Origin of the sequence: Klebsiella sp. ME-303 (genome assembly GCF_007910085.1) — a bacterium.
GTDB lineage: Bacteria > Pseudomonadota > Gammaproteobacteria > Enterobacterales > Enterobacteriaceae > Klebsiella > Klebsiella michiganensis.
The window spans coordinates 43,180-55,464 of the sequence record NZ_VOJB01000095.1 but is presented as its reverse complement, the minus strand read 5'-3'; the positions used below and the strand labels follow the sequence as shown (position 1 = coordinate 55,464).

The following is a 12,285-nucleotide window of genomic DNA, read 5'->3' as shown; positions in this document are numbered from 1 at the left end:
ACGAGAGGTGACGCCAATTTCAACAATTATCGATGCGGCTACTGGATTCTGTGCGTCACCTCACGCACAATGAATACAAACTTTGCCCTCAGAAGAGCAAAGAGCGCCACACCTGCAGGAGAACAAAAATGTCATCACTGAGTAAAGAAGCCATACTCGTTCATGAAGCGCTGGTCGCTCGTGGGCTGGAGACGCCGCTGCGTCCGCCAGTACAAGAAATTGATAATGAAACTCGCAAGCGTCTGATCGCCGGACACATGACCGAGATTATGCAGCTGTTAAACCTTGATCTAAGTGATGACAGCCTGATGGAGACCCCGCATCGCATCGCCAAAATGTACGTCGATGAGATCTTCTCCGGACTGGACTACGCCCGGTTCCCCAAAATCACCGTCATCGAAAATAAGATGCAGGTTGATGAAATGGTGACCGTGCGCGATATCACCCTGACCAGCACCTGTGAACACCATTTTGTGACCATTGACGGCAAAGCCACGGTGGCCTATATCCCGAAAGATTCGGTGATTGGCCTGTCGAAAATTAACCGTATCGTGCAGTTCTTCTCCCAGCGTCCGCAGGTGCAGGAGCGGCTGACGCAGCAGATCCTCACCGCGCTGCAAACGCTGCTGGGGACCAGCAACGTCGCGGTTTCCATCGATGCGGTGCACTACTGCGTGAAAGCGCGCGGCATTCGCGATGCGACCAGCGCCACCACCACCACGTCGCTGGGCGGCCTGTTTAAATCCAGCCAGAATACCCGCCAGGAGTTCCTGCGCGCCGTACGTCACCACAACTAAAACGGAGCAGGGTACATGGAGAGAAATGTCACGCTGGACTTTGTCCGCGGCGTCGCCATCCTCGGTATCCTGCTACTGAATATCAGCGCCTTCGGTTTACCGAAGGCCGCTTACCTCAACCCGGCGTGGTCCGGGAACATTTCCGCCAGCGACGCCTGGACTTGGGCGATTCTCGATCTGCTGGCGCAGGTCAAATTCCTGACCCTCTTCGCCCTGCTGTTTGGCGCCGGACTTCAGCTTCTGCTGCCGCGCGGCAAGCGCTGGATCCAGTCGCGCCTGACGCTGCTGGCGCTGCTTGGCTTTATTCACGGACTGTTTTTCTGGGACGGCGATATTCTGCTGGCCTATGCGCTGGTCGGGCTGGTGGGCTGGCGGATGGTGCGCGACGCGCACGATGTCAAATCGCTGTTTAATACCGGCGTGGTGCTGTACGTTATCGGCGTGGCGGTACTGCTATTGCTGGGATTGATTTCCGGCAATACGCCCAATCGTTCGTGGCTGCCGGACGCGGCAAATTTGCAGTACGAGCAGTACTGGAAGCTAAAAGGCGGCTTTGAAGCGGTGAGCAATCGTGCGGATATGCTGTCGGATAACCTGCTGGCGCTGGGCGCGCAGTACGGCTGGCAGCTGGCCGGTATGATGCTGATGGGCGCCGCGCTGATGCGCAGCGGCTGGCTCAAAGGGCAGTTCAGCCTTCGCCACTATCGGCGTACCGGCGGGCTGCTGATTGCGGCCGGAATGGCGGTCAACTTGCCCTCGATTATTGCCCAGTGGCATCTTGGCTGGGACTACCGCTGGTGCGCATTTTTGCTACAGGCGCCGCGGGAGCTGGGCGCGCCGCTGCAAACCATCGGCTACGCGGCGCTGGCCTGGGGCTTCTGGCCGCAGCTGTGTCAGAGTCGTCTGGTGGGGGCGATTGCCTGCGTCGGGCGCATGGCGCTAACCAACTATCTGCTGCAGACCCTGATTTGCACTACCCTGTTCTACCGCTTCGGCCTGTTTATGAAGTATGACCGCTTACAGCTGTTAGCCTTCGTACCGGCCGTATGGGCGGTTAATATTCTCTTCTCGTGGTTTTGGCTACGTCATTTCCGCCAGGGGCCCGTTGAGTGGCTATGGCGTCAATTCACCCTGCGTGCGTCGGGGACATCATTAAAAGATACATCCAGATAACGATCTGGATCACAATCATTAACAAAATGGATGTAACCGTTTCCATCCCTGTGACTTCACTCACGTAGCGTACGGCACGTCGCTGCCAGAATAGCCTCCTTGCTGAACACAGGAGGTGAGTGTGACGTACTGCAATGCTCTACAGGTCGGTGAGTATGATCACCATTCGTGATGTCGCCCGCCAGGCGGGTGTTTCCGTCGCGACGGTTTCGCGCGTGCTGAATAACAGCGCGCTGGTGAGCCCGGATACGCGAGAAGCGGTAATGAAGGCGGTAACGCTGTTGGGCTATCGGCCGAACGCCAACGCGCAGGCGCTGGCGACGCAGGTCAGCGATACCATCGGCGTGGTCGTGATGGACGTGTCGGACGCCTTTTTTGGCGCGCTGGTCAAAGCGGTTGATACCGTCGCCCAGCAGCATCAGAAATATGTGCTTATCGGCAACAGCTATCATGAAGCGGAAAAAGAGCGTAACGCCATTGAGGTGCTGATTCGCCAGCGCTGTTCAGCGCTGATCGTCCACTCTAAAGCGCTGAGCGACGCGGAGCTGGGGGATTTTATGGAGCATATGCCGGGAATGGTGCTGATTAACCGCATCGTGCCGGGATACGCCCACCGCTGCGTTGGGCTGGATAACGTCAGCGGCGCGCTGATGGCGACCCGCATGCTGCTCAATCATGGTCACCAGCGCATCGGCTACCTCTCTTCCAATCACGGCATTGAAGATGATGATTTACGGCGAGAAGGGTGGTTAAGGGCGTTACATGAACACGGCATTGTCGCTCCCGAAAGCTGGGTGGGATCCGGGTCGCCGGATATGCAGGGCGGTGAGGCGGCGATGGTCGAACTGCTGGGGCGCAACCTTGGTCTGAGCGCGGTTTTCGCCTACAACGACAGTATGGCGGCCGGCGCGCTCACGACGCTTAAAGATAACGGCATTGCCGTACCGCAGCATCTTTCGCTGATCGGTTTTGATGATATCCCCATTTCCCGTTACACCGACCCGCAGCTGACGACGGTTCGTTATCCGATTATGTCGATGGCGAAACTGGCGACAGAGCTGGCGCTACAGGGCGCGGCGGGAAAGCTGGATCGTGATGCCAGCCACTGCTTTATGCCGACGCTGGTGCGCCGACATTCGGTGGCGCAGAGGCAAATTGTGGGGCCGATCACTAACTAATTATCTGCCTGATGTAACCGCTTTCAATATGTGAGTGATTTCACAGTTTGTTAACATTAAGCTGACTATGATTGCTGCGTTTACAAGTCTGAACATACTATGTCACGGTGATTAATCACTTTTACAGCAGTAATCGGCGGTTAAACGATTAATAAAGCCGTTTTTCAGGAGCGTTACCCTACACGGAAGACAGAATTACAGTCGTGAATGTCGCTGTGCAGTAACATAAATGTAACGCTCGCCAGCCATTTTCACACCAAAGACCCTGCATAATAAAACCGGAGATTCCATGAATAAGAAGGTGTTAACCCTGTCTGCTGTAATGGCTAGCATGTTATTTGGCGCCGCGGCTCACGCAGCAGATACCCGTATCGGCGTGACCATTTATAAATACGACGACAACTTTATGTCGGTGGTGCGTAAGGCGATTGAAAAAGATGGCAAATCAGCGCCGGATGTTCAGCTGCTGATGAATGACTCGCAAAATGACCAGTCCAAGCAGAACGATCAGATTGACGTCCTGCTGGCAAAAGGGGTGAAGGCGCTGGCGATTAACCTGGTTGACCCGGCGGCGGCGGGGACGGTCATCGATAAAGCGCGTGGCCAGAACGTGCCGGTGGTGTTCTTTAACAAAGAACCTTCCCGCAAGGCGCTGGATAGCTACGATAAAGCGTACTACGTCGGTACCGACTCAAAAGAGTCCGGCGTGATTCAGGGTGACCTGATTGCCAAGCACTGGAAAGCGAACCCGAACTGGGATCTGAATAAAGACGGCCAGATTCAGTTTGTCCTGCTGAAGGGCGAGCCGGGCCATCCGGATGCGGAAGCGCGTACCACCTACGTTATTAAAGAGCTGAACGATAAAGGCTTCAAAACTCAGCAACTGGCGTTAGATACCGCCATGTGGGATACCGCTCAGGCGAAAGATAAGATGGATGCCTGGCTGTCTGGCCCGAATGCCAACAAAATTGAAGTCGTCATCGCTAACAACGATGCGATGGCCATGGGCGCGGTAGAAGCGCTGAAAGCGCACAATAAGAGCAGCATTCCGGTATTCGGCGTCGATGCGCTGCCTGAAGCGCTGGCGCTGGTGAAATCCGGCGCCATGGCGGGTACCGTACTGAACGATGCCAACAATCAGGCGAAAGCCACCTTCGATCTGGCGAAAAACCTGGCCGATGGTAAAGAACCGGCTGCCGGTACTCAATGGAAAATTGATAATAAGATTGTCCGCGTACCGTACGTTGGCGTTGATAAAGATAATCTGAGCGAATTTATCGGTAAGTAATCGCTTAATAAGCTGCGGGCGTACGCGCTTGTACGCCCGATTATTCCTGATACAGAACTCGTCCCGGCTCGTCGTTAATGCGTCGGCTGGGGTATGCACGCACGCAGCCAGGTATAACTATGGTCAGCAATAATAGCGAACGGTCAGGCGAATATTTGTTGGAAATGAGCAACATCAACAAATCGTTTCCTGGCGTCAAGGCTCTCGATAATGTGAACCTCAAGGTTCGTCCCCACTCTATTCACGCGTTAATGGGGGAGAACGGCGCGGGCAAATCTACATTATTAAAATGCCTATTTGGAATCTATCAAAAAGATTCCGGCAGTATTCTTTTTCAGGGACAAGAGATCGATTTCCATTCGGCAAAAGAAGCCCTGGAAAACGGTATTTCAATGGTTCATCAGGAATTAAACCTGGTATTGCAACGTTCGGTAATGGACAACATGTGGCTGGGGCGTTATCCCACCAAAGGCATGTTTGTCGATCAGGACAAAATGTATCGTGATACCAAAGCGATTTTCGATGAGCTGGATATTGATATCGACCCGCGCGCTCGCGTCGGAACGCTATCGGTATCGCAAATGCAGATGATTGAAATTGCGAAGGCATTTTCCTATAACGCCAAAATTGTGATTATGGATGAGCCGACTTCTTCGTTAACCGAAAAAGAGGTCAACCATCTGTTTAAAATTATCCGCAAGCTGAAAGAGCGCGGCTGCGGCATAGTCTATATTTCCCACAAAATGGAAGAGATCTTCCAGCTGTGCGATGAAATTACCATCCTGCGCGACGGCCAGTGGATTGCCACCCAGCCGCTGGAAGGGCTGGATATGGATAAGATCATCGCGATGATGGTGGGCCGCTCCCTCAATCAGCGCTTCCCGAACAAGGAGAATAAGCCGGGTGAGGTAATTCTTGAGGTGCGCAATTTAACCTCACTGCGCCAGCCATCGATTCGCGATGTCTCTTTCGATCTGCACAAAGGCGAAATCCTGGGGATTGCCGGACTGGTTGGCGCGAAACGTACCGATATCGTGGAGACGTTATTTGGTATTCGCGAGAAGGCCGGCGGGACGATCAAGCTGCACGGTAAGAAGATTAATAACCATAATGCCAATGAAGCCATCAACCATGGCTTTGCGCTGGTGACCGAAGAGCGCCGTTCGACGGGAATTTATGCCTACCTGGATATCGGTTTTAACTCGCTGATCTCCAATATTAAGAAATACAAGAATAAGGTCGGATTGCTGGATAATTCACGCATGAAAAGCGATACCCAATGGGTGATTGATTCGATGCGCGTGAAAACCCCGGGGCAGCACACGCAAATTGGTTCGCTGTCCGGTGGTAACCAACAAAAAGTGATTATCGGTCGCTGGTTATTGACCCAGCCGGAAATTCTGATGCTCGATGAACCCACGCGCGGCATTGACGTTGGGGCGAAGTTCGAAATTTACCAGCTGATCGCCGAGCTGGCAAAAAAAGACAAAGGAATCATTATTATTTCCTCCGAGATGCCGGAGCTGCTGGGTATTACTGACCGTATTCTGGTAATGAGCAATGGTCTTGTTGCCGGAATTGTTGAGACTAAAACCACCACGCAAAACGAAATTCTCCGTCTTGCGTCGTTGCACCTTTAAGATCAGGGGCTCCTCATGAGTGCGTTAAATAAAAAGAGTTTTCTCACCTATTTGAAAGAAGGTGGGATTTACGTGGTTCTTTTAGTATTGCTGGCCATTATTATTTTCCAGGATCCGACTTTCTTAAGTTTGCTGAACTTAAGTAATATTCTGACCCAGTCTTCGGTGCGTATTATTATCGCTCTCGGCGTGGCCGGACTTATTGTCACCCAGGGAACCGACCTTTCAGCCGGACGCCAGGTCGGCCTGGCGGCGGTTATCGCCGCCACGATGCTGCAGGCGGTGGACAATGCCAATAAGGTGTTCCCGGAGATGGCCACGATGCCGATCCCGCTGGTTATCCTGCTGGTGTGTGCGATCGGCGCGGTCATTGGTCTTATCAACGGTATTATCATCGCTTACCTGAACGTGACGCCGTTTATCACCACCCTCGGCACGATGATCATCGTTTACGGTATCAACTCCCTGTATTACGACTTTGTTGGCGCGTCGCCGATTTCCGGCTTCGATAGCCACTTCTCGCAGTTTGCCCAGGGGTTTGTGGCGCTGGGCTCATTCCGCCTGTCGTATATCACCTTCTATGCGCTGATTGCCGTATTCTTCGTATGGATCCTGTGGAACAAGACCCGCTTTGGTAAAAACATTTTTGCTATCGGCGGTAACCCGGAAGCGGCGAAGGTCTCCGGCGTCAACGTCGCCCTGAACCTGCTGATGATTTATGCGCTCTCCGGCGTGTTCTACGCGTTCGGCGGGCTGCTGGAAGCCGGACGTATCGGTTCGGCGACCAACAACCTTGGCTTTATGTATGAACTGGATGCGATTGCCGCCTGCGTGGTCGGCGGCGTATCGTTCAGCGGCGGCGTCGGTACCGTATTTGGCGTGGTGACCGGGGTGATAATCTTCACCGTCATCAACTACGGTCTGACCTATATCGGCGTGAACCCGTACTGGCAGTACATCATCAAAGGGGCGATTATCATCTTCGCCGTGGCGCTGGATTCGCTTAAGTATGCGCGGAAGAAGTAACGAGTAGTGAATGAAGGCAGGCGTCAGTTCAGGCGTCTGCCTTTTGCATTTTCTGGATGATAATTTGCCGCCTTCCTGCCACTCGAATTATTCAGGGTATCTATCCTCAGTATCCCGATACTCACTCGCGTAATCAGAAAAGTATTCCCGCTCGATAAGACGCCAGTTATCACGCTCACTTTATGGAGGCTTTACTTCTCTTTTTTCTGCAGCTCCAGCAGCTGCTGCGGCGTGACCGCCGGATAGGACTGCGCGCCGTCGGGAACTTCCTGCAGCGCGGGAATCGGGATCAGCGGGCCTAAAAAGCGCGGTTCGCGTTTAAAAATATAGAGATCCGCCAGCGCGCCGAAGCGGGCGCCGAACTCGCGCAGGCGAACGCTCCACATGTCCTTCGGCGACGGCACCGCGTAGCACTGCGCCTGAATCCCCATATGCAGGGCAATAAACAGCGCGCGCTCGCAGTGGAAGCGTTGGGTAATAATAATAAAGTCGTTAGTATCGAAGACTTTACGGGTGCGGACAATCGAATCGAGCGTACGGAAACCCGCATAGTCCAGCACAATATCCGCCGGATCGACGCCGGCTTTAATTAAATCGCGGCGCATGGTCATCGGCTCGTTATAGCTTTGCAGTGCGTTATCGCCGCTGAGCAGCAGGTAGTTCACCTTGCCGCTGTTGTAGGCGTTCAGCGCGCCCTGAATCCGGTAACGATAATATTGGTTGATAACCCCGGTACGGTAGTACTTGGCGGTACCGAGCACGACGCCGACCTGGCGGTAGGGCAGGTCCTGTAGCTCATCGTAAATATAGGGAGAGGTTTTCCAGCTCATCCAGCGGTCGAGTCCCAACACGGTTAACAGCAGCAAGCCGAACAGGACTAACAGGCTGTATAACACACGCTTTAACATGAACCTGGCTCAATAGTGGACGAAGGAAGCTTCAGGCTACTTTACCCGTCGGGCAAGCGCAAGAAACCGTCGTTTAATTGCGGGGATTTTCAACAGCGCGGGCCGTTTGGCCCGCAGAATGTGACTAACCTAACAGTACGCGATCGATATTATGGCAGCCCAGCGCCTTCAGCGTCGCCACGGTGGCGTCCCACTGGATAAGCGCCGCATCGGCCTTCTCGGCCAGGATCGCGCGCTGGATATCCGGGTAATCGTATCCGTTGAGGCTCAGCAGATTCAGCGCACCCTGCAGCGGGGGCAGCGTCGGGTTAAAGGCGGCGTTTTCGGCATAGCTACCGGTGAAAAGGGTACCGTCTTTCAGCTCCAGCGCAACGCCGGATGGTGAGTTGCTGTAAGGCATATGGCAACGGTTGGCCGCCTGAATCGCCGCCTGAGCCAGCGCGTCGCCGCTGAGCGGGAAGCCGTGGTCCTGCTCATCCATCAGCAGGGTTTTTATGTCCAGATCTTTCGGGCCGAAAGCGTCCGGCAAATAGTGCTGCAGCGAATGCGCTTCGCGCCCGGGGAGGTGGATGCGCAGCGACAGGCCGCTGTTCAGTTCGTTCATAAACTGACGACAGTGGCCGCAGGGGGTGTAGTTCACGGTAATCGCCCGCAGGGATTTTTCGCCGCGCAGCCAGGCGTGGCTGATGGCGCTTTGTTCGGCGTGCACGGTTTGCTGCATGGTGGCGCCGAGAAATTCCATATTGCCGCCGAAGTACCAGGTGCCGCTGATGCCGCGGGCAATCGCGCCGACGTTAAAATGCGACAGATCGGCCCGCGCGCAGGCCGCCGCCAGCGGCAGCAAAGCAAAGGCCAGCGCGTCTTCATCCAGCCCCGTCGCGCTTTGCAGCGCTGCCACCTGGTCTGCATTCAGCAGGGCCGGGAAATGCGGGTCGGCCAGCATCGGGGCGATGGCCGCTTGCAGGTCCGCCGCCAGTTGGGGAAGAACAGCTTGAAAACGTGGGTGCATGGCGTTGCCTCATAACAATGTAATGGAAATCTAGTGTACGGGTGGTTACAACCTGTATATGTGATAAACATCTCATTGTCATTGCAACTAATCTGTGTTGCATTTAAAAATGTGATTAAAATCACATTTAACCCACCACCGCTAAAATGAGCGGAAACAAAAACGGCGCGACCAGCGAGGTAATAATCCCGCAAAGCACCAGCGCCAGCGAGCTGAACGCCCCTTCCTGATAGTCGAGCTCAGCGCAGCGGGCGGTCCCCAGGGCGTGGGATGCGGTACCCATCGACAGCCCGCGCGAGGCCTTGGTGCGGATGCGCATCACATTCAGCAGGGTGTGGCCAAAGACCGCGCCGAGAATGCCGACGAAAATAACGCAGACCGCGCTGATCGCCGGGATCCCGCCAATGCTGCTGCTCACCGCCATGGCAATCGGCGTCGTTACCGATTTCGGCAAAATAGAGGCGGCAATCTGCGGGGTTGCGCCCATCATCAGGGCAACGGTAGTGCCGGTGACCATCGCCACCACGCTGCCGATAAAGCAGATGGTGATGATTGACTTCCAGCGGGCGCGGATTTGGTGCAGCTGCTCATACAAAGGAAAGGCCAACGCCACCACCGCCGGCTGCAGCAGGTCGTTAAGAATTTTGCTGCCGAGGAAATAGCGCTCGTAGGAGATGCCGGTAATCAGCAGAAAAGGTATCAGCACCACCATCGCGACCAGCAGCGGGTTGAGAAGCGGAAATTTAAACCGCGCCGCCAGCCTGCGGGCAAGGAAAAAGACGGCCAGGGTTAACGGCAGCGACCACCAGATTTCATGGATCATTTTTCACTTCCTTTTTGCCCAACCACTTTGCGCTCACCGTGAACCAGGTGTGAACTCCAGCTGACCACTAAAAAGACCACCAGCGTGCTTATCGCGCAGGAGACCACCACCGGGCCAAACTGCGCGCGCAGTAAATCCCAGTACTGCATGACGCCGACGCCAATAGGTACAAACAGCAGCGCCATATAGCGAATCAGGATGTTGCAGCCGGGGTTGACCCACTGTGCAGGCAAGATTTGCAGCGCCAGCAGAAAAAACAGAATCAACATGCCAATAATGCTGCCGGGAATCGCGATCGGCAGGAGCGAAGAGAGAAAAATGCCCGCATACAGGCAGGCGTAGATGAGCACGAAAGCGCGCAGATACTGCCAGATAATAATCAGTGATTTACTCATGGTAATAACCCTTGATGAACCGCATTCATCATACAATTAAAGCCAAAAATGTGCTACCGATCACATCATGAATTCTGCGCATACCTGCGATAGAGACCGTGAACACCGGACCGGACGGCGGTCAGAGTGAAGATTGCAGGGACAGGCAATGGAGAAATCGGCTCAGCGCCAGCGACGGCGCTTCACTTTTTCGCCAGAACACCCCAACGCTACCTTTTTGTTCAATGCGCGGCAAATTAAGAATCGCCAGCTGGTGCTGGGCCGCGTAGCGCTGTGCCAGGCGCAGTGAGAGAATCGAGACCATATCGCTGCTCTGCAGCAGATTGCTGGTGACGTTCATCGAGGCGGACTCAATGGTGTTTTCCGGCAGCATCACGCCGTTATCCACCAGCGCGTTGTCGATGCTCAGGCGAATTGGCGTGCCGGTGGGCCAGACGATCCAGCGCCAAGGAGAGAGGTCGGCCCAGCTTAATCGCGATTTCTGGGCCAGCGGGTGATCGGGGCGGGCGACAAAGCAGACCGGTTCGGTGTAGAGCACCCGGTAGCTCAGCGGCAGCTCCAGCGCCCGCCCGCCGACGCGCCCGACGACGACATCCACCACCCCGGCGAGCAGGTCGTTAAGCAGCGGCGTCATCACTTTCTCTTCAATATTCAGGTGCAGGGTCGGCATCTCTTTCAGCAGTTCGAGGATCGCCTGTGAGACGCAGTCGGTCGCCACCGGCGAACAGCCGATCATCAGGCTGCCCACCTGTCCTCCCTGTTTAAAACGCTCGATTTCATACTGCGAACGCGACATATCGTTAATCAGCCGCTGGGCGTGCTGAAGCAGCAGCTTTCCGCCTTCGGTCGGGCGCAGACCTTTGCTGTGGCGTTCGAACAAAACCATGCCGACTTCGTCTTCAAACTGGCTGAGCCATTTGGAGAGCGCGGGCTGAGTAATGTTCATCATTTTCGCCACCTGCGTGAGATTGCCTTGCTCCCCCAGCGCCACCAGCATCTGTAAATGGTGCAGCTTCAGTTTCTGCGTCCAGTCTGCCATCAGCGATAACCTCCAGGTTATGTCTATGCCCGAAATACCATTGTACATTTCATTGCCACAGTTACAAACTCGCAACATAAAAGAAATAAATACAACATCTACCCCTACCTGCTCTGAGGCATAATCATGACTCAACGACTTGAACTACAAAAACTACTCAACGCTGTGCCGGTCGGCGCCCGGCAGTGGCGCGTGATTATCTGCTGTTTCCTGGTGGTGATGCTTGATGGCTTCGATACCGCCGCGATTGGTTTTATTGCGCCGGATATCCGCAGCCACTGGCAATTAACCGCCGGTGACCTCGCGCCGCTATTTGGCGCAGGGCTGCTGGGCCTGACCGCCGGGGCGCTGCTCTGCGGTCCGCTCTCCGACCGCTTTGGCCGCAAACGGGTGATTGAGTTCTGCGTCGCGCTGTTCGGCCTGTTCAGCCTGCTTTCCGCGTTTGCCCCCGATCTACAGATGCTGGTGTTCCTGCGTTTTCTGACCGGTCTCGGCCTCGGCGGCGCGATGCCTAATACCATTACCATGACCTCGGAATATCTGCCCGCCCGGCGGCGCGGGGCGCTGGTGACCCTGATGTTTTGTGGATTCACCCTCGGCTCGGCCTTCGGCGGCGTGGTCAGCGCGCAGCTGGTCCCGCTGATTGGCTGGCACGGTATTCTGGTGCTGGGCGGCGTTTTGCCGCTGCTGCTGGCGGTGGCGCTGATACCGCTGCTTCCCGAATCTCCGCGCTGGCAGATCCGTCGCCAGCTCCCGCAGGCGGTGATTGCCAAAAACGTTAGTGCCATAACCGGCGAACGCTATACCGATACCCATTTCTGGCTTGATGAGCCTGCCGCAGGGGCGAAGGGCAGCATCAGCCAGCTGTTCACCGGTCGCCAGCTGGCCATCACCTTAATGCTATGGGTGGTGTTCTTTATGAGCCTGCTGATTATCTATCTGCTCTCCAGCTGGATGCCGACGCTGCTTAACCACCGGGGGATTGATTTACAGCACGCTTCGTGGGTCA

At 55.2% G+C, this 12,285-nt stretch carries 12 protein-coding genes; 7 read left to right on the top strand and 5 right to left on the bottom strand.

All coding sequences use genetic code 11. The annotated features are described in order from the left end of the window. Positions 1-128: 128 nt before the first annotated feature. The 6 genes from folE to mglC all read left to right on the top strand — a co-directional run bounded on the left by folE (position 129) and on the right by mglC (position 7,102). A complete protein-coding gene (folE, locus tag FQK12_RS23055; protein WP_004103895.1) occupies positions 129-797 on the top strand; it encodes a GTP cyclohydrolase I FolE in 669 nt (222 codons plus the stop codon). Between the two features lie 15 nt (positions 798-812). Continuing rightward, positions 813-1,970 (top strand): DUF418 domain-containing protein YeiB, encoded by a 1,158-nt coding sequence (gene yeiB / locus FQK12_RS23050; protein WP_014230156.1) that lies wholly within the window; start codon positions 813-815, stop codon positions 1,968-1,970. A 155-nt stretch (positions 1,971-2,125) separates the two neighbouring features. Then, positions 2,126-3,148, top strand: a complete 1,023-nt coding sequence (galS, locus tag FQK12_RS23045) for an HTH-type transcriptional regulator GalS (RefSeq protein WP_014230155.1) — start codon at positions 2,126-2,128, stop codon at positions 3,146-3,148. A gap of 289 nt (positions 3,149-3,437) precedes the next feature. Next, on the top strand, positions 3,438-4,436 hold the full coding sequence (mglB, locus tag FQK12_RS23040; RefSeq protein ID WP_014230154.1) for a galactose/glucose ABC transporter substrate-binding protein MglB: 999 nt from the start codon (positions 3,438-3,440) through the stop codon (positions 4,434-4,436). 119 nt (positions 4,437-4,555) lie between these two features. After that, positions 4,556-6,076, top strand: a complete 1,521-nt coding sequence (gene mglA / locus FQK12_RS23035) for a galactose/methyl galactoside ABC transporter ATP-binding protein MglA (RefSeq protein ID WP_014230153.1) — start codon at positions 4,556-4,558, stop codon at positions 6,074-6,076. Between the two features lie 15 nt (positions 6,077-6,091). After that, positions 6,092-7,102, top strand: coding sequence for a galactose/methyl galactoside ABC transporter permease MglC (mglC, locus tag FQK12_RS23030; RefSeq protein WP_004122861.1), 1,011 nt, complete (start codon positions 6,092-6,094; stop codon positions 7,100-7,102). Between the two features lie 191 nt (positions 7,103-7,293). Here the strand turns inward: mglC and sanA are convergent, their stop codons facing one another. The 5 genes from sanA to FQK12_RS23005 all read right to left on the bottom strand — a co-directional run bounded on the left by sanA (position 7,294) and on the right by FQK12_RS23005 (position 11,276). After that, a complete protein-coding gene (sanA, locus tag FQK12_RS23025; RefSeq protein WP_004852661.1) occupies positions 7,294-8,010 on the bottom strand; it encodes an outer membrane permeability protein SanA in 717 nt (238 codons plus the stop codon). Positions 8,011-8,134: 124 nt separating this feature from the next. Further along, positions 8,135-9,019 (bottom strand): cytidine deaminase, encoded by an 885-nt coding sequence (gene cdd / locus FQK12_RS23020; RefSeq protein ID WP_014230152.1) that lies wholly within the window; start codon positions 9,017-9,019, stop codon positions 8,135-8,137. Between the two features lie 127 nt (positions 9,020-9,146). Continuing rightward, positions 9,147-9,842, bottom strand: a complete 696-nt coding sequence (locus tag FQK12_RS23015; protein ID WP_004122851.1) for a CidB/LrgB family autolysis modulator — start codon at positions 9,840-9,842, stop codon at positions 9,147-9,149. Continuing rightward, the gene (locus FQK12_RS23010) at positions 9,839-10,237 is read right to left on the bottom strand and encodes a CidA/LrgA family protein (protein WP_014230151.1); all 399 of its coding nucleotides are present in this window, start codon (positions 10,235-10,237) and stop codon (positions 9,839-9,841) included. The genes FQK12_RS23015 and FQK12_RS23010 overlap by 4 nt, the downstream gene beginning before the upstream one ends. 121 nt (positions 10,238-10,358) lie before the next feature. After that, a complete protein-coding gene (locus FQK12_RS23005) occupies positions 10,359-11,276 on the bottom strand; it encodes a LysR family transcriptional regulator (protein ID WP_004852655.1) in 918 nt (305 codons plus the stop codon). Between the two features lie 126 nt (positions 11,277-11,402). Here FQK12_RS23005 and FQK12_RS27770 point away from each other — a divergent pair. Continuing rightward, positions 11,403-12,285: MFS transporter (locus FQK12_RS27770; protein ID WP_261393149.1), on the top strand; the 883-nt coding region annotated here is incomplete at its 3' end.